The organism is Streptomyces sp. NPDC041068 (assembly GCF_040647455.1).
Classification (GTDB): Bacteria; Actinomycetota; Actinomycetes; order Streptomycetales; family Streptomycetaceae; genus Streptomyces.
The window spans coordinates 484,152-507,900 of the sequence record NZ_JBEZCG010000005.1 but is presented as its reverse complement, the minus strand read 5'-3'; the positions used below and the strand labels follow the sequence as shown (position 1 = coordinate 507,900).

The window sequence follows — 23,749 nt, the reverse complement described above, 5'->3', positions numbered from 1 at the left end:
TTCAGCCCAGCTTCGACACGTCCCGGACCGCGCCCTTGTCCGCGCTCGTCGCCATCGCGGCGTACGCGCGCAGGGCCGCGGAGACCTTCCGCTCGCGCTCCTTGGGGGCGTACACGCCACCGAGGGACTCGCGGCGGCCGGCCAGTTCCTCGTCGGACACGAGGAGTTCGATCGAGCGGTTCGGGATGTCGATGCGGATCCGGTCGCCGTCCTCGACCAGCGCGATCGTGCCGCCGGACGCCGCCTCGGGCGAGGCGTGGCCGATCGAGAGGCCGGAGGTGCCGCCGGAGAAGCGGCCGTCGGTGACCAGGGCGCAGGTCTTGCCGAGGCCGCGGCCCTTCAGGAAGGAGGTCGGGTAGAGCATCTCCTGCATGCCCGGACCGCCCTTGGGGCCTTCGTAGCGGATGACGACCACGTTGCCCGCCTTCACGACCTTGTTGAGGATCTTCTCGACGGCCTCTTCCTGCGAGTCGCAGACGACCGCGGGGCCCTCGAAGGTCCAGATCGACTCGTCGACGCCCGCGGTCTTCACGACGCAGCCGTCCACCGCGATGTTGCCCTTGAGGACGCCCAGACCGCCGTCCTTGGAGTAGGCGTGGGCGACGTCGCGGATGCAGCCGTTGGCGGCGTCCGTGTCGAGGGTGTCCCAGCGCTCGGACTGCGAGAAGGCCTCGGCGGAGCGCTTGCAGCCGGGCGCCGCGTGCCACAGCTCAAGGGCCTCGGCGGACGCGGAGCCGGAGCGGATGTCCCAGGTGTCCAGCCACTCCTTGATGGAGGGCGAGTGGACGGTGTGCACGTCCTCGTTCAGCAGCCCGCCGCGGTACAGCTCGCCGAGGAGCGCGGGGATGCCGCCGGCGCGGTGCACGTCCTCCATGTAGTACGTCGTGGTGGGCGCGGCGTTCGGGGCGACCTTGGCCAGGCACGGGACGCGGCGCGAGACGGCGTCGATGTCGGTCAGGTCGTACCCGACCTCGGCCTCGCGGGCAGCGGCGAGCAGGTGCAGGATCGTGTTCGTCGAGCCGCCCATGGCGATGTCGAGCGCCATGGCGTTCTCGAACGCGGCGTGCGTGGCGATGCTGCGCGGCAGTACCGAGGCGTCGTCGCCGTCGTAGTACCGCCTGGTGATGTCGACGACCGTCTGCCCCGCCTTCTCGTACAGCGCCCTGCGGGCGGTGTGCGTGGCGAGCACCGAGCCGTTGCCCGGCAGGGAGAGGCCGATGGCCTCGGTCAGGCAGTTCATCGAGTTGGCGGTGAACATGCCGGAACAGGAGCCGCAGGTCGGGCAGGCGTTCTCCTCGATACGGAGGATGTCCTCGTCCGAGATGTTCTCGTTCACGGCGTCGCTGATCGCGTTGACCAGGTCGAGCTTGCGGACCGTGCCGTCGACGAGCGTGGCCTTGCCTGCCTCCATCGGGCCGCCGGAGACGAAGACCGTCGGGATGTTGAGGCGCAGGGCCGCCATCAGCATGCCGGGGGTGATCTTGTCGCAGTTGGAGATGCAGATCAGGGCGTCGGCGCAGTGGGCCTCGACCATGTACTCGACCGAGTCGGCGATCAGGTCGCGCGAGGGCAGGGAGTACAGCATGCCGCCGTGGCCCATCGCGATGCCGTCGTCCACGGCGATCGTGTTGAACTCGCGCGGGATGCCGCCGGCCTCGCTGATCGCCTCGGAGACGATGCGGCCGACGGGGGCGAGGTGGGTGTGGCCCGGCACGAACTCCGTGAAGGAGTTGGCGACGGCGATGATCGGCTTCCGCCCGATGTCGGCCCCGGGTACACCGGAGGCACGCATAAGGGCGCGGGCGCCCGCCATGTTGCGGCCGTGGGTGACGGTACGGGACCTCAGCTCGGGCATCGTCGCTCGCTCCTTCAGGGGTCCCGGTCGGGACCTTCGAGGCAGATATGACTCGGTGCCGAGCGTACGCCGCCGCTCCACGATCTGGACAGGCCGTCCGGATGCCGGGACGGCAGTCTCGCTGAGCGACCGACCCGCCGCGGGGCTGCGCTCACGCCACAGAGCTCCGCTCACGTCGCAGAGCCCACTCATGTCGCAGGGCCCGCTCACGTCGCAGGGCCCGCTCACGTCGCAGGGCCCGCTCACGCCCCGGTCAGATGCCCCTGCACCACCGGAGCCACCCGCGCCACGATCCGCTCCAGGTCCGCCGACGCCAGCGGCTCGACCTTGATCACGTATCGCAGCATGGCGATCCCCACCAGCTGCGCGGCGGCGAGCTCGGCCCGCAGCTCCGCGTCCGGCAGCTCCAGACGGCGCGCGATCCGGCCCAGGAGCTGGGCGGCGATGAGACGGCGGAAGACCGAAGCGGCGGTTTCGTTGTTCACGGCGGAGCGCACGATGGCGAGCAGCGGGGCGCGCGTCGCGGGGTTCTCCCAGACGCCGAGGATGAACCGGGTCAGGCGCTCGCCGACGCCGTCGAGCGGGCCCTCCTCGACCGCCGCGGGCGCCTGGAGCGCGGGCGCGAAGGCGACCGTGACGGCCGCCTCGAAGACCTGCTCCTTGGTGCCGAAGTAGTGGTGCACGAGGGCGGAGTCCACGCCTGCGGCCTTGGCGATGCCGCGCACGGACGTCTTCTCGTATCCCCGTTCGGAGAACTCCTCGCGGGCCGCCTGCAGGATCCGGTCGCGCGTCGCGGGTCCGGTCTCCGACTGCGTACGAGAAGGGCGTCCCCGGCGGCGCGGGGCGGTGGCTCCCGACGGCGCGCCCGGGGTCATGAGCGGGACGCCTCGTTCATGAGCGGGGCACCCGCACCGCCGACGCCAGGTGCAGCCGCGTGAAGGCGAGCGCCTCCGCGAGGTCGGCCTCGCGTTCGGCGCTGGACATCGCGCGCCGCGTGTTGACCTCGATGACGACGTGCCCGTCGAAGCCGGTGGTCGCCAGGCGCTCCAGGAGCTCGGCGCACGGCTGCGTGCCGCGGCCGGGGACCAGGTGCTCGTCCTTGGCCGAGCCCTTGCCGTCGGCGAGGTGGACGTGGCCGAGGCGGTCGCCCATGCGGTCGACCATGTCCATCGCGTCCGTGCGGGCGGTCGCGGTGTGCGAGAGGTCGACGGTGAAGTGGCGGTAATCGTCCTTGGTGACGTCCCAGTCGGGGGCGTACGCGAGCATCTCGCGGTCGCGGTAGCGCCAGGGGTACATGTTCTCGACGGCGAACCGCACGTCCGTCTCGTCGGCCATCCGCCAGATTCCTTCGACGAAGTCGCGCGCGTACTGCCGCTGCCAGCGGAAGGGCGGGTGCACGACGACGGTCGAGGCGTCCAGCTTCTCGGCGGCGGCCTTGGCGCGCTGCAGCTTGACCCAGGGGTCCGTGGACCAGACGCGCTGCGTGATGAGCAGGCAGGGCGCGTGCACGGCGAGGATCGGGATCTGGTGGTAGTCGCTCAGCCTGCGCAGGGCCTCGATGTCCTGGCTGACCGGGTCGGTCCAGACCATGACCTCGACGCCGTCGTAGCCGAGGCGCGCGGCGATCTCGAAGGCCGTCGCCGTCGACTCCGGATAGACGGAGGCCGTCGACAGGGCGACCTTCGCATCCGGGACGCGCACCACTGGTTCTGCCACGAAGGACAGCGTACGGGCCCCGTCCGGGCGCCGGGCAGGTGGCCTCATGACGGCCTGCTCAGGAGCTCCACGGCCGCCCCGCCCGGCCCGCCCAGGAGCCTCACGACGCCGGCAGGTGGTCGAGCCTGCGCAGGATCACGCCCTCCCGCAGCGCCCATGGACAGATCTCCAGCGTCTCGACCCCGAAGAGGTCCATCGCGCCCTCCGCGACGAGCGCCCCCGCGAGCAGTTGCGCGGCCCGCCCCTCGGAGACGCCGGGCAGCTCCGAGCGCTCCCGCGTGGTCATCGCGGCGAGCTGCGGCACCCAGTCCTCCAGGGACTTCCGCTTGAGCTCGCGTTGTACGTAGAGACCCTCGGCCGAGCGGGCCGCCCCGGCGAGGCGGGCGAGCTGCTTGAACGTCTTCGACGTCGCCACGACGTGGTCGGGGGCGCCGAAGCGGGCGAACTCCCCGACGGTGCGGGCGATCTGGGCGCGCACGTGCCGCCGCAGGGCCTTCACGTCGGAGGGGTCGGGCGGATCGGCGGGCAGCCAGCCCGCGGTCAGGCGTCCGGCGCCGAGCGGCAGGCTGACCGCGGCGTCCGGCTCCTCGTCGATTCCGTACGCGATCTCCAGCGAGCCGCCGCCGATGTCGAGGACGAGCAGCTTGCCCGCGGACCAGCCGAACCAGCGCCGGACGGCCAGGAAGGTCAGCCTCGCCTCCTCCTCGCCGGAGAGGACCTGCAGGTCGACGCCGGTCTCGTGCTTGACCCGGGCGAGGACCTCGTCGGCGTTGCTCGCCTCGCGCACCGCCGAGGTGGCGAACGGAAGCACTTCCTCGACGCCCTTGTCCTCGGCGGCCTGCATGGCCTCGCGCACGATCGACACCAGACGGTCGACGCCCTCGGGGCCGATCGCCCCTGCGGGGTCGAGGAGTTGGGCCAGGCGAAGGTCGGCCTTGTGCGAGTGGGCGGGCAGCGGGCGCGCGCCGGGGTGGGCGTCGACCACGAGCAGATGCACCGTGTTCGACCCCACGTCGAGGACACCGAGTCTCATATACGGAACGCTACGCCGCGTGGGGAGATCGTCTGGCCTCGGGCGGTCCACCGCACGCATACCCTGGAGACGTGCCAAAGACGAAAAAGGCGAAGACCGACAAAACGAAGTCGGGGAAGTCGTCGACGAAGCCGCCCAAGTCGGAGAAGCCGAAGAAGCAGGGGAAGGCCGGGAAACCGGTGTCGGACGAGAAGGGCCTGGACTTCGCCCGTGCCTGGGTGGAGTTCCCTGATCCCGCGGACGACGAGCAGGTCTTCCGCTGCGATCTGACATGGCTGACCTCTCGCTGGAACTGCATCTTCGGAAGCGGCTGCCAGGGCATCCAGGCGGGCCGTGCCGACGACGGCTGCTGCACTCTTGGTGCCCACTTCTCGGACGAGGACGACGAGAAGCGGGTCGCCGGATACGTGGAGCGGCTCACGCCCGACATCTGGCAGCACCACGACGTGGGCCGGGAGACGGGGTGGATCGCCACGGACGAGGACGGCGATCGCCAGACCCGTCCCTACAACGGCTCGTGCATCTTCCAGAACCGCCCCGGTTTCGCGGGCGGCGCCGGCTGCTCGCTGCACATCCTGGCGCTCAAGGAGGGCCGCGAGCCGCTGGAGACGAAGCCCGACGTGTGCTGGCAGCTGCCGGTGCGGCGGACGTACGAGTGGATCGACCGGCCCGACGACACCCGCATCCTGCAGGTGTCCATCGGTGAGTACGACCGGCGGGGCTGGGGTCCCGGCGGCCACGACCTGCACTGGTGGTGCACGTCGGCGACGTCGGCGCACGGCGCGGGGGACCCGGTGTACGTGTCCTACCGCCCCGAGCTGATCGAGCTGATGGGCAAGGACGGGTACGACCGCCTGGTGGAGCTGTGCGAGGAGCGCCTGGCGTCCCAACTGCCCTTGCTTGCACCGCATCCGGCGGATCCGGCCCCGTAGGCGGATCCGGCCCCGTAAGGGGCGCGGGGCTGTGACATGTGCGGCTCCGCCGCGTGGGCGCGACAAGCCACATCGAGCCCGCAGACGAAGAACCGGATGTCGGGGCATTCAACTCGGGCTCGGTCCGCCACTGCCTTCACTCGGCGGTGGCGTCGAGTCCGAAGGCGCCGGATCCGACGGGGTCGGCGCCGGATCCGTGGGGTCCGGCGTCGGGTCGGGGTCGGAAGGTCCCGGGTCCGACGGACCCGGATCGGTTGGCTTCGGGTCGGGTCCCGGGTCGGAAGGACCGGGGTCCGAAGGCCCGGGATCACTCGGCCGCGGCGTGGGCCGGGGCCCCGGCGTCGTCGGCGGGCGCCCGTCCCCATAACCGTCGATCGAGATGACCGCGCCGGACGGCGCGATGGAGACCCGCGCGCGCCAGTGGCCGTACGGCTCGCGGTTGTGGTCGACGTACACCTGAAGGGTGACGGACTCCCCCGGCGCGAGCGTCCCCGACGAACGGCTCAGGTAGAGCCAGGGCGCGCTCTCGCTCGCCGACCAGTGCACCGGTGCACCGCCGGACGCCGTGAGCGTGATGAGGGTCGTGTCGCCACTGGGCTGGGCGTCGACGGTGAGGCGGCCGGGGCCCGTGGACGAGCGGGACGGGGGGCCGCCGCCGCTGATGACCTCCACGGAGACGTCGGACGAGCGGCTGCCCGCGGTGAAGCGGCGCTCGGGGCCGGTGCGGGCGTTGCCCGCGTTCTCGTAGCTGTCCCTGGCGCGGTCGCTGCCGAGGCCGTCGGGGCCGTCCCCTTCGCTCGCGGTGACCGAACTCCCGTCGTGGCCCTCGCCGGTGAGCGGAGCTCCTCGGTACGCGGCCCACAGGGCGAGCACCGGGGCGGCCACGACGGTGGCGACGACGGTCGTCGTGACGGCACGCGCGCGCAGGCGGTCGCGGCGGGCGGCGTGGTCCTTGGGGTCCATCGGGAAACCGCGCCGGTCGAAGCGGGGATTGCCGCCCCGCGCGCGGGGGACGTGCGCCATCGCCACGTGGATCGCGGCGCGCGGGGCCTCGACCACGGGGAGGGCGGCCGGGCTCACGGCGGTGCCGGGCCAGGCGCTCGCCCCGGAGCGCTCGGCGGTGCGGCGGCAGCGCGGGCAGTCGTCGACGTGGCGGACCAGTTCGCGGCGCAGGGCCGTGCCGAGCAGCAGTTGGTTGTCGCCGGTGAGGCGGGCGACGACGGGGCAGTTGCCGGTCTCCACCACGGCGAGCGCGGCGCGGGTGCGCTCCACCTCGCAGGCGGCGGAGGCGAGCAGGCCGCGGGCCTTGGCGAGGTCCATGCCGAGGACGGCGGCGACCTCGGCGGGGGTGAGCTGGTGGCGCACGGCCAGTTCGAGCGCCTCGCGCTGCTCGGGGGTCGTCCCCGCGGCCTCCGGCCAGGCCAGCTGGGCGAGTTCGCGGCGGCGCAGGCGCTCGGTCTCCTCCGAGGGGGCCGCGGATTCGGGGCCTTTGGAAGCGCGGGGCCCTTTGGGGGCGCGGGCTTCGGCTTTCGCGCCGCGCGAGGGGGCGTGCGCGTGCGCGCCCTGGCGGTTGCGCTTGGCCTCGGCGAGACGGCGCAGACAGACCCAGCGGGCGAGGGCGTAGAGCCAGGCCCTGAGATCGGCCTCGGCCTCGGGGCCGCGCGAACCCCGGCGCTCGGCGAGGTGGAGCACGTCCCCCAGGGCCGCGGTCGCCGTGTCGTGATCGCAGAGGACGGACAGGCAGTACGTGAACAGGCCGTCCAGACACGGTTCGTAGCGCGCGGGCGTCGTCGTCCGGGGCGCCGGGCGGGGCACCACGCGCTTGCGCGCGTTACGGTGCGCCCGGTGTGCGCCGGTTGCGTTCGTGGAGGTTTCCGGCCTGCTGCTCATCACCCGTGCGAAGGTAGGCCGATGATGCAGGCCCCTTCCTCCGTCTTGCGCACATTTAATCCTTACGGGTGAACAGATCCCTCAAAAGGGGACAGGAACCCTCCATTCCGTGGCCTTGGCTCCTACGCGCGGCGAACAGAAGGAAGCCGGCAGGGGCGGGCCGAGCCGCCGCGGACCGCGTTGTCAGTGGGCTCGGCTACGGTTTCGACCATGGCTGCCCGTACGAAATCCGCCAAGGACCGGCCGTCCTACCGCTGCACCGAGTGCGGCTGGCAGACGGCCAAGTGGCTCGGCCGCTGCCCCGAGTGCCAGGCCTGGGGCACCGTCGAGGAGTACGGCGCGCCCGCAGTCCGCACCACCGCCCCCGGCCGCGTCACCTCCTCCGCCGTGCCGATCGGACAGGTCGACGGCCGCCAGGCCACCGCGCGCTCCACCGGCGTGCCCGAGCTGGACCGCGTGCTCGGTGGCGGCCTGGTCCCCGGAGCCGTGGTGCTGCTCGCGGGCGAGCCGGGCGTCGGCAAGTCCACGCTGCTCCTGGACGTCGCGGCGAAGGCGGCGAGCGACGAGCACCGCACGCTCTATGTGACGGGCGAGGAGTCGGCGAGCCAGGTCCGCCTGCGCGCCGACCGCATCGGCGCCATCGACGACCACCTGTTCCTCGCCGCCGAGACCGATCTCGCCGCGGTCCTCGGCCACTTGGACGCGGTCAAGCCCTCGCTCCTGATCCTCGACTCGGTGCAGACGGTGGCGTCCCCCGAGATCGACGGGGCGCCGGGCGGCATGGCGCAGGTCCGCGAGGTCGCAGGCGCCCTGATCCGCGCCTCCAAGGAGCGCGGCATGTCCACGCTCCTGGTCGGCCACGTCACCAAGGACGGCGCCATCGCGGGCCCCCGCCTCCTGGAGCATCTCGTCGACGTGGTCCTGCAGTTCGAGGGCGACCGCCACGCGCGCCTGCGTCTCGTACGAGGCGTCAAGAACCGTTACGGCACGACGGACGAGGTCGGCTGCTTCGAGCTGCACGACGAGGGCATCACCGGCCTCGCCGACCCCAGCGGCCTCTTCCTCACCCGCCGCGCGGAGCCCGTCCCCGGCACCTGCCTGACCGTCACCCTGGAGGGCCGCCGCCCGCTGGTCGCCGAAGTCCAGGCGCTCACCGTCGACTCGCAGATCCCCTCCCCCCGCCGCACCACATCCGGCCTGGAGACCTCCCGCGTCTCGATGATGCTGGCCGTCCTGGAGCAGCGCGGCCGGATCACCGCCCTCGGCAAGCGGGACATCTACAGCGCGACGGTCGGCGGCGTGAAGCTCTCCGAGCCCGCGGCCGACCTGGCCGTCGCCCTCGCGCTCGCGAGTGCCGCGAGCGACACCCCGCTCCCCAAGAATCTCGTGGCGATAGGGGAAGTGGGCCTGGCGGGCGAGGTCAGACGGGTCACCGGCGTCCAGCGCAGGCTCGCGGAGGCGCACCGTCTGGGCTTCACCCACGCCCTCGTCCCCGTCGACCCGGGGAAGATCCCCGCCGGTATGAAGGTCATCGAAGTCGCCGACATGGGGGACGCCCTGCGTGTCCTTCCGAGGTCCCGTCGCCGAGAGGCCCCACGGGAGGAGGAAGAGCGCCGGTAGACTTTGCCCTGGTCTCGCCCATCCGTACGAAGCAGGGCGTGCGCTCCGTACGGAGCAAGCGTGCGGCAGAGGCCCGGACAACCTGCGACCGAGGGAGTGCAGTGGCAGCCAACGACCGGGCAGCGGTTCCCGGCAAGCCCGGTTCGAGCTCCGGTGCCGATGGGCTGATGCGCGCCTCCCTGAGCGCCGTCGCACCCGGCACGGCACTCCGCGACGGCCTGGAGCGCATCCTCCGCGGCAACACCGGCGGACTGATCGTCCTCGGCTTCGACAAGACCGTCGAGTCGATGTGCACGGGCGGCTTCAACCTGGACGTGGAGTTCACGGCGACGCGCCTGCGCGAGCTGTGCAAGCTCGACGGCGGCATCGTCCTCGACAAGGACATCACCAAGATCCTGCGCGCCGGCGTGCAACTGGTGCCGGACCCGACGATCCCCACGGAGGAGACGGGCACCCGCCACCGCACGGCGGACCGCGTCTCCAAGCAGGTCGGCTTCCCGGTCGTCTCCGTCTCCCAGTCCATGCGCCTGATCGCGCTGTACGTGGACGGGCAGCGCCGTGTCCTGGAGGACTCGGCGGCGATCCTCTCCCGCGCCAACCAGGCCCTCGCGACGCTGGAGCGGTACAAGCTCCGCCTCGACGAGGTCGCGGGCACGCTCTCCGCCCTGGAGATCGAGGACTTGGTGACGGTCCGGGACGTCACGGCGGTCGCGCAGCGCCTGGAGATGGTGCGCCGCATCGCCACCGAGATCGCCGAGTACGTGGTGGAGCTCGGCACGGACGGCCGTCTTCTCGCCCTCCAGCTGGACGAGTTGATCGCGGGCGTCGAGCCCGAGCGCGAACTGGTCGTCAGGGACTATGTCCCCGAGCCCACCGCCAAGCGCTCCCGCACGGTCGACGAGGCACTCGCGGAGCTGGACTCCCTCAGCCACGCGGAGCTCCTCGAACTCCCCATCGTGGCCCGCGCCTTGGGCTACACCGGCTCTCCGGAGGCCCTGGACTCCGCGGTGTCCCCGCGGGGCTTCCGCCTCCTGGCCAAGGTCCCGCGCCTCCCCGGAGCGATCATCGACCGCCTGGTCGAGCACTTCGGCGGCCTGCAGAAGCTGTTGGCTGCCAGCGTGGACGACCTCCAGACGGTGGACGGAGTCGGCGAGGCGCGTGCGCGAAGCGTCCGCGAGGGCCTTTCGCGCCTGGCCGAGTCGTCAATCTTGGAACGGTACGTCTGAGCGCCCCGTAAGGGGCGCGGGGAACTGCGCGACCAGCCACAACGCGCCCGCAGGCAAGAGACGAGTCAGTCCTTCTCCAGCACGAACGAAGCCCGCGCGGTCCCCAGGCCGGAGGCCTTCGCCTCGACCAAATACGTACCCGGAGCCGCCGATCCCGCCGAAGGCGTGGCGCACTGCGGGGCGCTGGCCCTGCGGTCCCACTGCACGGCGTGCGTGACGCGCCCCTCCGCCGGCACCCGCAGCAGCAGGCTCCCGCTTCCTGACGGGCAGTCGGCCGAGGACCAGAACTCCTTGTCGCCCTCGGCCTGAGTGATCGTCAGCACCGTTCCCTTGCCGCCGAGATCGACCTTGCAGGCCTTGCCGCCGCTGTTCTCGGCGATCAGCTCGAACTTCGGCTTCTCGTCGATCCCGTACTCGTTCTGGACGCTGCGCACCTTCAACTTCACGTCGCCGCTGGTGCAGTCGGGCAGCTTCGTGCCGACCGGGAGCCGGTCGCCCGAGCCGCCGCCGCCCTTGGCGCCGTCGTCGGAACCGCCGCCGGACCCCTCCGAGCCGCCGGAACCACCGGAGCCGCCCGAGCCCGATCCCTCGGAGCCGCCCGAGCCGGAACCGGAATCGGAGCCCTCGCTCGACTCGTCCCGACCGCCCGGGTGTTCACTGATCGCGGGCCCGGATCCGGAGGGGCCCGGAGTGATGGACGTGGCGGGGCCGTTGCCGCCGGGGCCGTCGGCGCCGTTCTTCTCGCCTCCGCCACCGGAGGTGACGACCCAGACGACGAGCAGCACCAGCAGTCCGAGCACGGACAGCAGAACGGCCCTCCGACGCCAGTAGATGGTGGAGGGAAGCGGCCCGACCGGATTGCGCAGAGATCCCACGCCCAAACCTTACGAGAGATCCGCTGCTTCTCCTGCCCCACCCGCCGCCTTGGGCGACAAAGTTTGCGGATCATCATCTCGGAGGCCCCTCCCGCCCCCTGTCCATCGACAGGGGTGTGACGGGTCGATCGCCAGATGTGACGATTCGGCCGCACTCCGTACCGTCCGTAATCATGGACACCATGACCGACGATCTCTACCGCGACATCACCGGCTTCGCCCACGACACGCCATCGTGGTTCCAGCACCTCGCGGAGGTGTGGACGGAACTCGGGCTGCTGCTCTTCGGCGTGCTCTTCATCGTCGCCTGGTGGCGGTCGAGGAGCGGGGAACCGCGTTCCCTGGCGATCGCGGTCCTCGCTCCGCTGGCCACCGCGGTGGCTTATGTGTGCAGCGAGTTGTTCAAGTCAGTGATCGAGGAGGAGCGCCCCTGCCGGGCGGTGTCCGGCGCGCTGACACCACTCGTCGAGTGCCCGCCGCACGGCGACTGGTCCTTCCCGAGCAACCACTCGACGATCGCGGGCGCCGCGGCCATCGGCCTCGCGCTCGCCTGGCCGCGGATCGCGGCGCTGACGGTGCCGATGGCCGTGCTCATGGCCTTCTCGCGGGTCTTCGTCGGTGTGCACTACCCGCACGACGTGGCCGTGGGTCTGATCTTCGGCGCGGTCGTCGCGTTCGTCGTCGTACGGGTCTCCACGCGTCCGGTGGCGCGGATCGGGCAGGCGATGCGCGGGTCGAACACAGGGATCGTGCGGTGGTTCGCGGGACCCGGCCCCGCCCAGTCTCCCGTCGCGCTTCCCGCGCAGGCCCCGCTGCGGAACCAGGCGCAGTACCCGGGACAGCACCAGGCGCAGTACCCGGAGCAGCACCAGGCCCAGTACCCCGAACAGCACCAGGGGCAGCACCAGGGACAGCACCCCGAACAGCACCAGGGACAGCACCAGGCGCCGTACGACCCGGCCGCCTACGACCAGCCGACGATGACGTTCCGCCGCCACGACTCGCAGCAGCACTGAGCCGAGCGGCCCGCATCCGAGCCACGGGGCTCGTTCCGACGGCGACTACGCCTCCGGGACGAGCCCCGCTTCGTAGGCGACGATCGCCGCCTGGACGCGGTTCCTGACGCCCAGCCGGTCCAGGACCGCGCTCACATACGCCTTGACCGTGCCCTCCACGAGATGCAGCCGGGCCGCGATCTCCGGGTTGGACAGGCCCGCGCCGGGCGCCGAAGCCGTCGATGACGTGCCGGGCCACCTTGGGCGAGAGGAACGCGGCGCCGCCCGCCACCGCCCGTACGCCCGCGATGAGTTCGTGCGGATCGCCGGACTTCAGCAGGAAGCCGGTGGCGCCGCCGCCGAGGGCGCGGGCGACGTACTCGTCCTCGGAGAACGTCGTCAGCATCGCGACCGCGGTGCCGGGCACCGTACGGACGATCTCCTCGCCCGCGGCGAGACCGTCCAGGCGCGGCATGCGGATGTCGAGCAGCGCCACGTCGGGGCGGTGGGCCTGTGCGAGGTCCACCGCCTCGCGTCCGTCGGCGGCCTCCGCGACGACCTCGATGTCCTGGCCCGCGCCGAGGATGGCCCGCACCCCGGCCCGGATCATGGCCTCGTCGTCGGCCAGCAGGACCCGGATGGCGCGGTGCGCCCCGCCGTCCCGCACCTCGTCCGCCGCGCTCATTCCCTCTCCCGCTCCTTCGTCTTCGTCTTCTTTTCCGCGTCGATGTCGTCGGCCTCGCTCGCCGTCGGGATGACGGCCTTGTCCACGAGACGGTCCGCCGCGCCGCCTTCCGTGCCGAAGCAGACCCTGAAGTGCGCGACGGCGGTGAAGAGTTCACCGCTCGCCCGGTAGTACGCGCACTCCGCGTCCGCGGGCGGCGGGGTCGGCGCCCGCTCCAGCGGCGGGTCGGCGACGGTCCTCTCCGGCAGCACGCGCTCGGCCTCGGCGCGCGGCTCCCCGACGCGCAGGCGTGCGTAGTCGGCGGGGTCGAGGACGGAGTGCGTGCGCGAGTACGCGTACCAGGCGAAGGTCCCGCCGACGAGCAGCACGCCCGTGGCGACGGCGGCGCCGAAGGCCAGGACGGTGCGGCGTCGCGCGTACGCGATGCCGGAGCCGGGGTGCGGCGGCGCGGGGGCGGCCGCCTCGTCCGGAAGGCGCGCGGTGACCCGGAAGCCGTGGCCGTGGGGGCCCGCGTCCAGGGTGCCGCCCAGGTCCGTGACGCGGGTGCGCAGGCCGCGCAGCCCGGAGCCGCCGCCGGACGCGGGCGGCGCGCCCCGACGTGAACCGTCTTCGCGGGGGCGGCCGTTGGTGACGGTGACCGTCGTCGTGGCGCCGTCGCGGGCCACCGTGACGGCGACATGGGCGCCCGGCGCGTGCTTGGCGGCGTTGGTCAGCGCCTCCTGGACGACGCGGTGGACGGTGCGGCCGGTCAACCCGCCGCCCGCCGGGTCACCCGCCGCTTGTGGAGTACCGCTCCGCTCCTCCTCGACACCGCTCTGCTTCTGCTCGACCCCGCTCTGCTCCTCCTCGACACCGCTCTGCTTCTTCTCGGTGCCGCTCCCCTCCCCCTCTTCATCCACGTACGTGATGTCGAGACCCGACTCCACGGCGCGCGCGACGAGGGCCGCCACGCTCTCGCCGGCCGGGGCGAGCGGGGCCTGTTCGTCGCCCTCGTCACGGAGCAGACCGATGATCGCGTGCAGCCGGTCGGTGGCCTGCGAGGCGGCCGCGCGGAGGTCGGCGGCGGCCTCGCGGTGCGGCTGCGACAGGTCGGGGGCGACCTGGAGTGCGCCCGCGCGGACGGCGATCAGGCTCAGCTCGTGGCCCAGGGAGTCGTGCATGTCCTGGGCGATGCGGGCCCGTTCGCGCAGCCGGGCGCGGTCGGCGACGATGCGCTGCTCGCGCTCCAGCTGGTCGGCCCTGGCCCAGCCGGCGGCTGCCAGCTCGCGGCCCTGGCGCCAGTAGCGGCCCGCGAGCCACGGGAAGACCGCGCCGAACACGAGCGTCCCCATGAGGACGAGCCACTCGACGACCGGGTCGACGTCCCGCACGGCGATCTTGACGGTGCCGACGACGGCGATGCCCCCGAAGGCGAGAAGGGCGGGCCGGGCACGGACCGCCCTGCGCCCGAGGAGCAGCGCGAGGACGGCGAAGGCGGGGCCGTACGACAGCGTGAAGAGGGAGGAGGCGGTGACGAGGCCGAGGGCGGCGGCGAAGAGGAATGCGAGAAGGGGACGGGACCGCCGGACGGCGACCGCGGCGGCGAGGACGGCCAGGGCGACGGCCTGCCGCACCGCGGAGCTGGGCTCGTTCAGGCCCATCCGGTCCACCGTCAGGACGGGCACCGCGAGCGCCCCCCACAGCAGCAGGTCCCCCGTACGTCTTTCCACGCCCCCGACGCTACTTGCCGACGCCTTTCACCACCCCTGCCGATCGTCAGGTCCTGAGGGCGCGCCCCGGGAAACCGTCGAGGCGAGCCGCGCGGTTGGCCCGTGGCCCGCCGCCCCCGTGGCAGGATCGGAGGTGCCATGACTGCGCCCACGAAGCCCATGCCGAACAGCCCCGCCCAGGGGGACGCCCCCGAGCCCGCCGGGGAGGAGCTGCACACCCCCGTCATCGCGTGGTTCGACGCGCACGCCCGTGATCTGCCGTGGCGTCATGAGGACGCCGGGCCGTGGGGCGTGATGGTCAGCGAGTTCATGCTCCAGCAGACGCCGGTCAGCCGCGTCCTGCCCGTGTACGAGCAGTGGCTCGCCCGCTGGCCCCGCCCCGCCGACCTCGCCAAGGAGGCGCCGGGCGAGGCCGTCCGCGCCTGGGGGCGGCTCGGCTATCCTCGCCGCGCCCTGCGGCTGCACGGCGCGGCCGTCGCCATAACGGAGCGGCACGGCGGCGACGTGCCCACGCAGCACGCGCAGCTGCTCGCGCTGCCCGGCATCGGGGAGTACACCGCGGCCGCCGTGGCCTCCTTCGCGTACGGGCAGCGGCACGCCGTGCTCGACACGAACGTGCGCCGGGTCTTCGCGCGGGCCGTGGCCGGTGTGCAGTACCCGCCGAACGCGACGACCGCCGCCGAGCGCAAGCTCGCCCGTGCCCTGCTGCCCGAGGACGAGCGCACCGCGTCCCGCTGGGCCGCCGCCTCCATGGAGCTGGGCGCCCTGGTCTGCACCGCCAAGAACGAGAACTGCGCGAAGTGCCCGATCGCCGCGCAGTGCGCCTGGCGCGCGGCCGGCAAGCCCGCGCACGAGGGCCCGGCCCGCCGCGGCCAGACGTACGCGGGGACGGACCGCCAGGTGCGGGGCAAACTGCTCGCCGTGCTGCGCGAGGCCGTGGCGCCGGTGCCGCAGGCCGTGCTCGACCGGGTGTGGGACGAGCCGGTGCAGCGGGCCCGCGCGCTGGACGGCCTCGTCTCGGACGGTCTCGTGGAGCCGCTTGCTGACGGTTTCTACCGATTGCCCCTGACCTGACGGTCGACGACGCCTGTCAGGACCGTCCGCCGCCTTCGACCTGACGGCAGTGGCGCCAGGGGCCCTGGTAAACGCAGGTATTTACGCGAGACCTACTTCTGTTACACAACCGACGTACAGCCGTGCGTCCGCCGCTGGCTGCTCCGCACAACCTCGTGACAACGCCTCCGTAGCTTCTTACCTGTACCGCACAGGCAGGGAACGGCGGTCGCTAATGGGGACGGAACGGAGGCGGTTTGGTATGGCGCACGGCGAGGTGCTCGAGTTCGAAGAGTACGTCCGCACTCGGCAGGATGCCCTGCTGCGCAGTGCCCGGCGCCTGGTCCCGGACCCCGTGGACGCACAGGACCTGCTGCAGACCGCGCTCGTGCGGACGTACGGCCGCTGGGACGGCATAGCCGACAAGCGGCTCGCGGACGCCTACCTGCGCCGCGTCATGATCAACACGCGTACGGAGTGGTGGCGGGCCCGCAAGCTCGAAGAGGTGCCCACCGAGCAGCTGCCCGACGCGAGCGTGGAAGACTCCACGGAGCAGCACGCGGACCGCGCGCTGCTGATGGATGTCATGAAGGTCCTCGCACCCAAGCAGCGCAGCGTCGTCGTGCTGCGACACTGGGAGCAGATGTCCACAGAGGAGACGGCCGCCGCCCTCGGTATGTCGGCCGGAACGGTCAAGAGCACGCTGCACCGGGCACTGGCCCGGCTCCGCCAGGAGCTGGAGAGCCGCGACCTGGATGCCCGCGCGCTCGAACGTGAGGAGCGGGAGAGTTGCGCGGCCTAGGCCCCCGGGTCAGAAAAAGCGTCAAGGCGGTGAGCGCGACGGTGGTCGCGGTCGCCGCCCTCGGCCTTTTGCTCTCCTCCTGCTCGACGGGCGGCTCCGGCGCGCGCGACGAGGGCCCGGCCCGCAGCGAGCCCGTGGTGTCCGCGTCGCCGTCCACGTCGCCCTCGGCCTCGCTGCCGACGAAGAAGATCGACGCGGTGCGGCTCGTCAAGAACGACCCGAAGGTCAGCCCGGACATCAAGCGGGACCTGAAGCCGTGCACCGGTGACTCCTACCCGGTCGACGTGACCTACGGGAACCTGACCGGAGGCCAGAGCGCCGACGTCGTGGTGAACGTCCAGTCCTGTGCCGACGCCGTGGGCATCGGCAGCTACGTGTATCGCGCCGAGGGCGATAAGTACGAGAATGTCTTCAGTGCCGAGGAGCCCGCTTCCGTGTACGCGGAGATCGACCGGGGCGACCTGGTCGTGACGAAGCAGATGTACGAGACGGGCGACTCGGTGGCCTACCCCTCAGGCGAGGAAGTGATCACGTACCACTGGTCGTCCAACCGCTTCACCGAGACGGAACGCACTCGCAGCGACTTCAGCAACTCGGTGGGCGGAAAGCCGACCGCGCCGTCGGCGGACTGACGGCGCGGCAGTACACGACGTAGACGACGTACACGACGCAGACGCACGCACCGAGAAGGACTGAGAGCACCCGATGGCAGAGCAGACCCACGTCCTGTTCGTCGAGGACGACGACGTCATCCGCGAGGCCACCCAGCTCGCCCTTGAGCGCGACGGCTTCGCGGTGACCGCCATGCCCGACGGCCTCGCGGGCCTGGAGGCCTTCCGTACGAACCAGCCGGACATCGCGCTGCTCGACGTGATGGTGCCGGGCATGGACGGCGTCTCGCTGTGCCGCCGCATCCGCGAGGAATCCACCGTTCCGGTGATCATGCTGTCGGCACGCGCCGACTCCATCGACGTCGTGCTCGGCCTGGAGGCCGGCGCCGACGACTACGTGACCAAGCCGTTCGACGGCGCCGTCCTGGTCGCCCGCATCCGCGCGGTCCTGCGCCGCTTCGGGCACGCGGGCGGGCACGGCTCGGCGGCCTCCGGCGCGGAGGAGAGCTCCTCGGCGGACGGCGGCGTGCTGAACTTCGGCGACCTGGAGATCGACACGGTCGGCATGGAGGTCCGCAGGGGCGGCGCCCCGGTGGCGCTGACGCCGACCGAGATGCGTCTGCTCCTGGAGTTCTCGTCCGCGCCCGGCACGGTCCTCTCCCGCGACAAGCTCCTGGAGCGCGTGTGGGACTACGGCTGGGGCGGTGACACCCGCGTCGTCGACGTCCATGTGCAGCGGCTGCGCACGAAGGTGGGTCAGGACCGCATCGAGACGGTCCGCGGTTTCGGTTACAAGCTCAAGGCGTGACGGGACACACGTGACGAACGACGGGCCGCGACGGCGGCGATCCAGGGGAAGCGGATTCGGGGGACGGCTCATATGAACGGGGGGCACAGTGCGGTCGAGCGTGTCCGCACCCTGTTCCGGTCCGGTCTGCGTACCGGCATCCGCTGGAAGATCGCCGCGGCCATCGCGCTGGTCGGAACGCTGGTCGCGGTCGCCCTCAGCCTGGTCGTGCACAACGCCGCGCGGGTCTCGATGCTCGACAACGCGCGCGACGTGCAGGACGAGCGCATCCAGTTCGCCCTGCGGCTCTACTCCCTGCCGTCCCAGCGGCAGACCCTGCAGTTCGGCACCAAGGTCGACGACCCGGAGCTGCCCGAGGAGCTGCGGCAGAAGGTCCTCAAGGGCCGCCGCGCCACCTTCGTCGAGGAGAAGCCCGACGGGGTGCCGGACATCTGGGCCGCCGTGCCGCTGGCCGACGGGCACGTCCTCTCGCTGCACTCCCGCTTCACCGACCGCAGCGCCACCGTCATCAAGGACCTCGACCAGGCCCTGGTCATCGGCTCGATCGCGGTCGTCTTCGGCGGCTGCGCGCTGGGCGTGCTGATCGGCGGGCAGCTGTCGCGGCGCCTGCGCAAGGCGGCGACGGCGGCGAGCGAGGTCGCCCAGGGCCAGACGGACGTGAGCGTCCGCGAGGCGATCGGCGGTGTCGTGAAGGACGAGACCGACGACGTGGCGAGCGCCGTGGACGCCATGGCCGACACCCTCAAGCAGCGCCTCGAAGCCGAGCGCCGGGTGACCGCCGACATCGCGCACGAGCTGCGTACGCCGGTGACCGGGCTGCTCACCGCGGCCGAGCTGCTGCCGCCGGGGCGCCCGACCGAGCTGGTCAGGGACCGCGCGCAGGCGATGCGCACCCTCGTCGAGGACGTGCTCGAAGTGGCGCGCCTGGACTCCGCGGCCGAGCGGGCCGAGCTGCAGGACATCACGCTCGGCGAGTTCGTGAGCCGGCGCATGGCGGCCCTGACCACGGACGTGACGGTGACGGTGGTGCACGAGTCGGAGGTGACCACCGACCCGCGCCGCCTGGAGCGCATCCTCGGCAATCTCGTCGCCAACGCCACCAAGCACGGCAAGCCGCCCATCGAGGTCAGCGTCGAGGGCCGGGTGGTCCGGGTGCGCGACCACGGGCCCGGCTTCCCCGAGGCGCTCCTGGAAGAGGGTCCGAGCCGCTTCCGCACCGGCAGCACCGACCGGGCCGGGCACGGCCACGGCCTCGGTCTGACGATCGCCGCGGGCCAGGCGCGGGTGCTCGGGGCGCGGCTCACCTTCCGCAACGTACGCCCGGCGGGGGCGGCGCCCGACGAGCCTGCCGAGGGCGCGGTCGCCGTGCTGTGGTTGCCGGAGCACGCGCCGACGAACACCGGGAGCTACCCGGTGCTTCAGCTGCCGGACAATCTCTGAGGGCAGTGGGTACGGAGGCTGCAGGGCCTCAGCCCGTGAGGGCGGTGGGCCTCAGCAGGACCAGTCCTTGTCCAGGTCGAGGCCGCCCTCTCGGCGCTGCGTGAACGAGAACCAGTTGCCCGAGTCGTCGCGGAACAGCGCCTCGGTGCCGTAGGGACGCTCCTGCGGCTCCTGGAGGAACTCGACGCCGCGTGCCTTCAGTTTTTCGTAGTCCCCGTGGATGTCGTCGGTGACCAGGACGCCCGCGCCGAGGATGCCCTTGGCGATCAGCTTCTTCATGGCCTCGGCCGACTCGGGGTCCATGGAGGGCGAGCCCGGCACCATCAGGGTGAGCTCGACGTCGGGCTGGTCCTTGGCACCGACCGTGAGCCAGCGCATGCCGCCGTCGCCCATCGTCATGTCGGTGCGGACCTCCAGGCCCAGCTTCTCCGTGTAGAACTCCTTGGCCCGGTCCTGGTCCAGGACCCAGACGGTGGAGATGGCGAGTCCCTTGATCATGTGGTGCTCCAAGTGAGGCGTAGAGGGGGGCGGGGGCTATGGGCGACGGTGTTCCGCCCTGCCAGGCCACCGTAGGCAGGGCTGCCCTCACCCCGCTTCTTCAGAATTGCGGGCCTCGTCCCGCGCCCCGCGCGCGGGGAAGCCGCCGGCCCACAACATGGCGTAGCACCCGGGGATGAGGGCGGCGCCGCGGCCGACGTGCCGGGTGCGGTACTCGCTCGGGGTCAGGCCCGTCTGCCGCTTGAACGTGGACGAGAAGGTGCCGACGCTGCTGAAGCCCACGAGCATGCAGATCTCCGTGACGGACAGGTCGGCCGAGCGCAGCATGTCCTCGGCCCGCTCGATGCGACGGCGCGACAGATACTGGCCCGGCGTCTCCCCGTACACCTCCTTGAAGGCGCGCAGGAAGTGATAGCGGGAGTACCCCGCATGGGCCGCGACCGCGTCCAGGTCGAGGTGCGGGTCGGCCCAGTCGCGGTCCATGACGTCCTTGGCGCGGCGCAGCTGCCGCAGTCTCTCCACCCCTCCGATGCTGGCACGCGGCACTGACAACGGCCCCCGGTGCGCGAGGCACCGGGGGCCGTGGGTCGTGCGAGGCGGCAGGTGGTTACTCGGCGGCCACCGGGCTCTTGTCCGCGGGGCCCGAGCCGCGCAGCGGGGTCTCCTTCACGAAGAACGAGGCGAGCAGCGCCGCGACGCCGATGGCGGCACCGAGCAGGAAGGCCGAGTGCGTACCGGACGACACCGCGTGCTGGTAGGCGTCCCGGACGGCTTCCGGCAGCTTCGCGAGGCTCGCCGCGTCCAGCTGCGCCGACTTCTCGGTGACCTTGTCGCCCAGGGCACCCGCGCGCTCGGCCATCACGTCCTGGACGCGGTTGTTGAACAGCGCGCCCATGATCGCGACGCCGAAGGAGGAGCCGAGCGTACGGAAGAGCGTGGCCGAGGACGAGGCGACGCCCATGTCCTTCATCTCGACGCTGTTCTGCGCGACGAGCATGGTGATCTGCATCAGGAAGCCCATGCCCGCGCCGAGCACGGCCATGTAGAGGCCGGAGACGAGGCGCGTGGTGCCGGTGTCCATCGTCGACAGGAGCACGAAGCCGACGACCATGAGGACGGTGCCGACGATCGGGAAGACCTTGTACTTGCCGGTGCTGGTGGTGATCCGGCCGGCGACCATCGAGACGGCCATCATCGCGAGCAGCAGCGGCAGGAGCAGCAGACCGGAGTTGGTCGCCGACGCGCCCTGCACCGACTGCTGGTAGAGCGGCAGGAAGAGCATCGCGCCGAACATCACGAAGCCCGTGATGAAGCCGATCACGGCCATCAGCGAGAAGTTGCGGCTGCGGAAGATGTGCAGCGGCATGATCGGCTCGGCGGCCTTCTTCTGTACGAGGACGAAGCCGATGAGCGCGACGACGCCGATCGCGACGAGCTCCATGATCACGGCCGATCCCCAGGCGTACTCCGAGCCGCCCCAGGTGGTGACGAGCACGAGCGCGCTGATGCCCACGGTGAGCAGGGCCGCGCCGAGGTAGTCGATGCGCCCCTGCGCCTTCTTCTTGGGCAGGTGCAGGACTGCGGTCACCATGGCGAGGGCGACGGCGCCCAGCGGCAGGTTGATGTAGAAGGCCCAGCGCCAGCCGAGGTGGTCGGTGATGGTGCCGCCGACCAGCGGGCCGCCGATCATGGCGACCGCCATGACGCCGGTCATCATGCCCATGTACTTGCCGCGGTCACGCGGCGGCACCAGGTCGCCGATGATCGCCATGACGCCGACCATCAGGCCGCCCGCGCCGAGCCCCTGGATCGCGCGGAAGCCGATGAGCTGTGCCATGTCCTGCGCCATGCCGCTCAGCACGGAGCCGACGAGGAAGATCACGATGGAGGCGAGGAAGGCGCCCTTGCGCCCGTACATGTCGCCGAGCTTGCCCCAGATCGGGGTGGAGGCGGCGGTCGCCAGGGTGTACGCGGTGACAACCCAGGACAGGTGTTCCATGCCGCCGAGATCGCCGACGATCGTCGGCATCGCGGGGCTCACGATCATGTTGTCGAGCATCGCGAGCAGCATCGCGATCATCAGCGCCATCAGCACGACGCGGACGCTGCGCGGCTGCGGTTCGGCCTTCGCGGACCCGGCCGCGGGCCCGGCGCCGTTCCCCGCACCGGCCCCCACCGGATCCTGCGCCGTCTGCGGCCCGGCTTTCACCATGGACCTTTCGGACATGTTCCCCACTCCCCGCACTTCCCGTGATCCGCCGGCGCCCTTACTTGCCGCCCGGCTAGTTGACTACACTGAGGGAAGGTAGACCCCCAACTAGCCGGGCGTCAAGTAAGTTAAGCGGAGTCGAGGAGTACCCGATGGGCACGGGAACGAGCACGGGCAAGCAGCAGCGCCGCGGGAACACCCGCCAGCGCATCCAGGACGTCGCCCTCGAACTCTTCGCCGAGCAGGGGTACGAGAAGACGTCGCTGCGCGAGATCTCCGAGCGCCTGGAGGTCACGAAGGCGGCGCTTTACTACCACTTCAAGACCAAGGAAGACATCCTCGTCAGCCTCTTCGAGAACCTGACGACTCCCATCGACGAGCTCATCGCCTGGGCCAAGGAACAGCCGCGCTCCCTGGAGACCAAGCAGGAGGTTCTGCGCCGCTACAACGTGATCTTCACCAAGGCCACGCCGCTCTTCCGCTTCATGCACGAGAACCAGGCCACCATCCGCGACCTGAGCATCGGCGAATCATTCAAGCAACGCGTGATCGGCATGGTCAACGTGCTGCGCGACCCGGATTCTCCGCTCACCGCCCAGGTGCGCTGCTTCAGCGCGCTGACCACGATTCACGGCGGAGCGATCGCCCTGCGGGACGCCGAAGGCGACCTCGAAGAGAAGCAGGGAGCCACTCTCGAGGTCGCCATGGAGCTGGTGACCCGGGCACACGAGGAGTCCTGAGAACCCCTCGGGCGACCCGACAGCGCGGCGGTCAGACGCGCACACCCTCCGAGCGGAGGAAGGCGACCGGGTCGACGGCCGAGCCGTAGTTCGGGGTCGTACGGATCTCGAAGTGCAGGTGCGGGCCGCTGGAGTTGCCGGTGTTGCCCGAGAGGGCGACGCGCTGGCCCGTGGTGACGTTCTGGCCCACGTGGACGTCGACCTGGGAGAGGTGCGCATACTGCGAGAACGTGCCGTCGGAGTGCTTGATCACCACGGCGTTGCCGTACGCGGGACCGTCACCGGCGCCGTTGGGGCCCGCCTTGACGACGGTGCCGGAGTGCACGGCCTCGACCTGGGTGCCGATCGGCACGGCGAAGTCCTGGCCGGAGTGCTTGTGGGACCACATGCTGCCGCCGAGGCCGAAGCTCGCGGAGAGCGTGTAGTTGTTGACCGGGTCGACCCAGGACGCGGCCTTCGCGGCGGCGGCGCGCCGGGCGTCGGCGGCCTTCTTCGCCTCGGCCTGCTTCGCCTTCTCGACGGCCTTGACCTGGGCGGCGACCTGCTCCTGGATGGAGTTCACGGCGGCGACACCGGGCAGCGCGGCGCTCGTGGCGTCGTCCGCAGCGACCGAGACCCCGGCCCCGAGAACCGCCGACGCTCCGATACCTGCGGCGACGACGGCCGTCCGGGCGCGGAACATCGACGGGCGGGGATGGTGGGACTTGGTGCGCTTCGACATGGGGGCTGTCCTCCGGGGTGAGACGACTGCCGCGAGACGGCTGCCGCGACGGTGCCGCGCCGACTTCAGGGGCAATGGCTTCAGGGGCAATGCCTTCAGGGCAATGCCTTCAGGGGCATGAAGGGACCCGGCTGGCTCACGTGAGGTCACGCGGTCGCCGGGTCGGCCATCCCTTGGTAACCCCCACCCCGGCCCGCGCCCAAAACGCCCATCTACTACCCAAAGCCGTAGCCGCGGGCCATCATTTCGCCACCTTGACACCATCAAATCCGGACAATTACCCCTCGCCCCGGTAACGGAATTTCTCGCGCCGTGGAGGTTTGGCCCCACG

At 71.6% G+C, this 23,749-nt stretch carries 20 protein-coding genes and 2 pseudogenes; 10 read left to right on the top strand and 12 right to left on the bottom strand.

Features of this window, described 5'->3' with window-relative positions:
* Position 1: 1 nt before the first annotated feature.
* The 4 genes from ilvD to AB0B50_RS14735 form a co-directional block, all read right to left on the bottom strand.
* Complete coding sequence (gene ilvD, locus AB0B50_RS14750; RefSeq protein ID WP_362330360.1) at positions 2–1,855, bottom strand: dihydroxy-acid dehydratase; 1,854 nt, start codon at positions 1,853–1,855, stop codon at positions 2–4.
* Between the two features lie 242 nt (positions 1,856–2,097).
* Positions 2,098–2,730, bottom strand: a complete 633-nt coding sequence (locus tag AB0B50_RS14745) for a TetR family transcriptional regulator (protein ID WP_362330357.1) — start codon at positions 2,728–2,730, stop codon at positions 2,098–2,100.
* 16 nt (positions 2,731–2,746) lie between these two features.
* On the bottom strand, positions 2,747–3,571 hold the full coding sequence (locus AB0B50_RS14740) for a sugar phosphate isomerase/epimerase (protein WP_362330354.1): 825 nt from the start codon (positions 3,569–3,571) through the stop codon (positions 2,747–2,749).
* A gap of 100 nt (positions 3,572–3,671) precedes the next feature.
* Complete coding sequence (locus AB0B50_RS14735; RefSeq protein ID WP_362330351.1) at positions 3,672–4,604, bottom strand: Ppx/GppA phosphatase family protein; 933 nt, start codon at positions 4,602–4,604, stop codon at positions 3,672–3,674.
* A gap of 71 nt (positions 4,605–4,675) precedes the next feature.
* On the opposite strand from AB0B50_RS14735, the gene AB0B50_RS14730 reads away from it, so the two are divergent.
* The gene (locus tag AB0B50_RS14730; protein ID WP_362330348.1) at positions 4,676–5,536 is read left to right on the top strand and encodes a hypothetical protein; all 861 of its coding nucleotides are present in this window, start codon (positions 4,676–4,678) and stop codon (positions 5,534–5,536) included.
* Between the two features lie 108 nt (positions 5,537–5,644).
* Here AB0B50_RS14730 and AB0B50_RS14725 read toward each other — a convergent pair whose 3' ends face one another.
* On the bottom strand, positions 5,645–7,429 hold the full coding sequence (locus AB0B50_RS14725) for a hypothetical protein (protein ID WP_362330346.1): 1,785 nt from the start codon (positions 7,427–7,429) through the stop codon (positions 5,645–5,647).
* A 207-nt stretch (positions 7,430–7,636) separates the two neighbouring features.
* Here AB0B50_RS14725 and radA point away from each other — a divergent pair, with 207 nt between their 5' ends.
* Together radA and disA are read left to right on the top strand one after the other, a co-directional pair.
* Positions 7,637–9,046: a DNA repair protein RadA gene (gene radA, locus AB0B50_RS14720; RefSeq protein ID WP_362330343.1), complete on the top strand. Its 1,410-nt coding sequence runs from the start codon at positions 7,637–7,639 to the stop codon at positions 9,044–9,046.
* Positions 9,047–9,147: 101 nt separating this feature from the next.
* Positions 9,148–10,272, top strand: a complete 1,125-nt coding sequence (disA, locus tag AB0B50_RS14715; RefSeq protein WP_362330340.1) for a DNA integrity scanning diadenylate cyclase DisA — start codon at positions 9,148–9,150, stop codon at positions 10,270–10,272.
* Between the two features lie 65 nt (positions 10,273–10,337).
* Here the strand turns inward: disA and AB0B50_RS14710 are convergent, their stop codons facing one another.
* A complete protein-coding gene (locus AB0B50_RS14710) occupies positions 10,338–11,147 on the bottom strand; it encodes a hypothetical protein (protein ID WP_362330337.1) in 810 nt (269 codons plus the stop codon).
* 173 nt (positions 11,148–11,320) lie between these two features.
* Between AB0B50_RS14710 and AB0B50_RS14705 the strand changes: the two are divergent.
* Positions 11,321–11,923, top strand: a pseudogene (locus tag AB0B50_RS14705) (phosphatase PAP2 family protein); the annotation flags it as partial.
* A 285-nt stretch (positions 11,924–12,208) separates the two neighbouring features.
* Here the strand turns inward: AB0B50_RS14705 and AB0B50_RS14700 are convergent.
* Positions 12,209–12,827 (bottom strand): annotated as a pseudogene (locus AB0B50_RS14700) (response regulator transcription factor).
* Positions 12,824–14,536, bottom strand: coding sequence for a histidine kinase (locus AB0B50_RS14695; RefSeq protein ID WP_362330334.1), 1,713 nt, complete (start codon positions 14,534–14,536; stop codon positions 12,824–12,826). Before AB0B50_RS14695 ends, AB0B50_RS14700 begins: the two are co-directional and overlap by 4 nt.
* Before the next feature lie 138 nt (positions 14,537–14,674).
* Here AB0B50_RS14695 and AB0B50_RS14690 point away from each other — a divergent pair, with 138 nt between their 5' ends.
* From AB0B50_RS14690 to cseC, 5 genes are all read left to right on the top strand, one after another.
* Positions 14,675–15,610, top strand: coding sequence for an A/G-specific adenine glycosylase (locus tag AB0B50_RS14690; RefSeq protein WP_362330331.1), 936 nt, complete (start codon positions 14,675–14,677; stop codon positions 15,608–15,610).
* A gap of 241 nt (positions 15,611–15,851) precedes the next feature.
* On the top strand, positions 15,852–16,391 hold the full coding sequence (locus tag AB0B50_RS14685) for a SigE family RNA polymerase sigma factor (protein ID WP_362330328.1): 540 nt from the start codon (positions 15,852–15,854) through the stop codon (positions 16,389–16,391).
* 29 nt (positions 16,392–16,420) lie between these two features.
* Positions 16,421–17,023: a hypothetical protein gene (locus AB0B50_RS14680; protein WP_362330325.1), complete on the top strand. Its 603-nt coding sequence runs from the start codon at positions 16,421–16,423 to the stop codon at positions 17,021–17,023.
* Positions 17,024–17,096: 73 nt separating this feature from the next.
* Positions 17,097–17,810, top strand: coding sequence for a two-component system response regulator CseB (gene cseB, locus AB0B50_RS14675; RefSeq protein ID WP_362330322.1), 714 nt, complete (start codon positions 17,097–17,099; stop codon positions 17,808–17,810).
* Between the two features lie 72 nt (positions 17,811–17,882).
* Entirely contained in the window at positions 17,883–19,250 is a 1,368-nt protein-coding gene (cseC, locus tag AB0B50_RS14670; RefSeq protein WP_362330319.1) for a two-component system sensor histidine kinase CseC, read from the top strand.
* 51 nt (positions 19,251–19,301) lie between these two features.
* Here the strand turns inward: cseC and AB0B50_RS14665 are convergent, their stop codons facing one another.
* From AB0B50_RS14665 to AB0B50_RS14655, 3 genes are all read right to left on the bottom strand, one after another.
* The gene (locus tag AB0B50_RS14665; RefSeq protein WP_362330316.1) at positions 19,302–19,748 is read right to left on the bottom strand and encodes a VOC family protein; all 447 of its coding nucleotides are present in this window, start codon (positions 19,746–19,748) and stop codon (positions 19,302–19,304) included.
* Between the two features lie 87 nt (positions 19,749–19,835).
* Complete coding sequence (locus AB0B50_RS14660; protein WP_362330313.1) at positions 19,836–20,270, bottom strand: helix-turn-helix transcriptional regulator; 435 nt, start codon at positions 20,268–20,270, stop codon at positions 19,836–19,838.
* 85 nt (positions 20,271–20,355) lie between these two features.
* The gene (locus AB0B50_RS14655) at positions 20,356–21,975 is read right to left on the bottom strand and encodes an MDR family MFS transporter (RefSeq protein WP_362330310.1); all 1,620 of its coding nucleotides are present in this window, start codon (positions 21,973–21,975) and stop codon (positions 20,356–20,358) included.
* Positions 21,976–22,109: 134 nt separating this feature from the next.
* Between AB0B50_RS14655 and AB0B50_RS14650 the strand changes: the two genes are divergently transcribed.
* A complete protein-coding gene (locus AB0B50_RS14650; RefSeq protein ID WP_362330307.1) occupies positions 22,110–22,697 on the top strand; it encodes a TetR/AcrR family transcriptional regulator in 588 nt (195 codons plus the stop codon).
* Positions 22,698–22,728: 31 nt separating this feature from the next.
* Here AB0B50_RS14650 and AB0B50_RS14645 read toward each other — a convergent pair whose 3' ends face one another.
* Positions 22,729–23,418 (bottom strand): M23 family metallopeptidase, encoded by a 690-nt coding sequence (locus AB0B50_RS14645; protein WP_362330304.1) that lies wholly within the window; start codon positions 23,416–23,418, stop codon positions 22,729–22,731.
* Positions 23,419–23,749 lie beyond the last annotated feature (331 nt).

Excerpts from the sequence above, each read along its gene's own strand:
- cseB (WP_362330322.1), top strand. The coding sequence starts at position 17,097 with ATGGCAGAGCAGACCCACGTCCTGTTCGTCGAGGACGACGACGTCATC.
- AB0B50_RS14685 (WP_362330328.1), top strand. The coding sequence starts at position 15,852 with ATGGCGCACGGCGAGGTGCTCGAGTTCGAAGAGTACGTCCGCACTCGG.
- AB0B50_RS14650 (WP_362330307.1), top strand. The coding sequence starts at position 22,110 with ATGGGCACGGGAACGAGCACGGGCAAGCAGCAGCGCCGCGGGAACACC.
- AB0B50_RS14735 (WP_362330351.1), bottom strand. The coding sequence starts at position 4,604 with ATGAGACTCGGTGTCCTCGACGTGGGGTCGAACACGGTGCATCTGCTC.
- AB0B50_RS14665 (WP_362330316.1), bottom strand. The coding sequence starts at position 19,748 with ATGATCAAGGGACTCGCCATCTCCACCGTCTGGGTCCTGGACCAGGAC.
- AB0B50_RS14690 (WP_362330331.1), top strand. The coding sequence starts at position 14,675 with ATGACTGCGCCCACGAAGCCCATGCCGAACAGCCCCGCCCAGGGGGAC.
- AB0B50_RS14655 (WP_362330310.1), bottom strand. The coding sequence starts at position 21,975 with ATGTCCGAAAGGTCCATGGTGAAAGCCGGGCCGCAGACGGCGCAGGAT.
- AB0B50_RS14745 (WP_362330357.1), bottom strand. The coding sequence starts at position 2,730 with ATGACCCCGGGCGCGCCGTCGGGAGCCACCGCCCCGCGCCGCCGGGGA.
- radA (WP_362330343.1), top strand. The coding sequence starts at position 7,637 with ATGGCTGCCCGTACGAAATCCGCCAAGGACCGGCCGTCCTACCGCTGC.
- AB0B50_RS14645 (WP_362330304.1), bottom strand. The coding sequence starts at position 23,418 with ATGTCGAAGCGCACCAAGTCCCACCATCCCCGCCCGTCGATGTTCCGC.
- cseC (WP_362330319.1), top strand. The coding sequence starts at position 17,883 with ATGAACGGGGGGCACAGTGCGGTCGAGCGTGTCCGCACCCTGTTCCGG.
- ilvD (WP_362330360.1), bottom strand. The coding sequence starts at position 1,855 with ATGCCCGAGCTGAGGTCCCGTACCGTCACCCACGGCCGCAACATGGCG.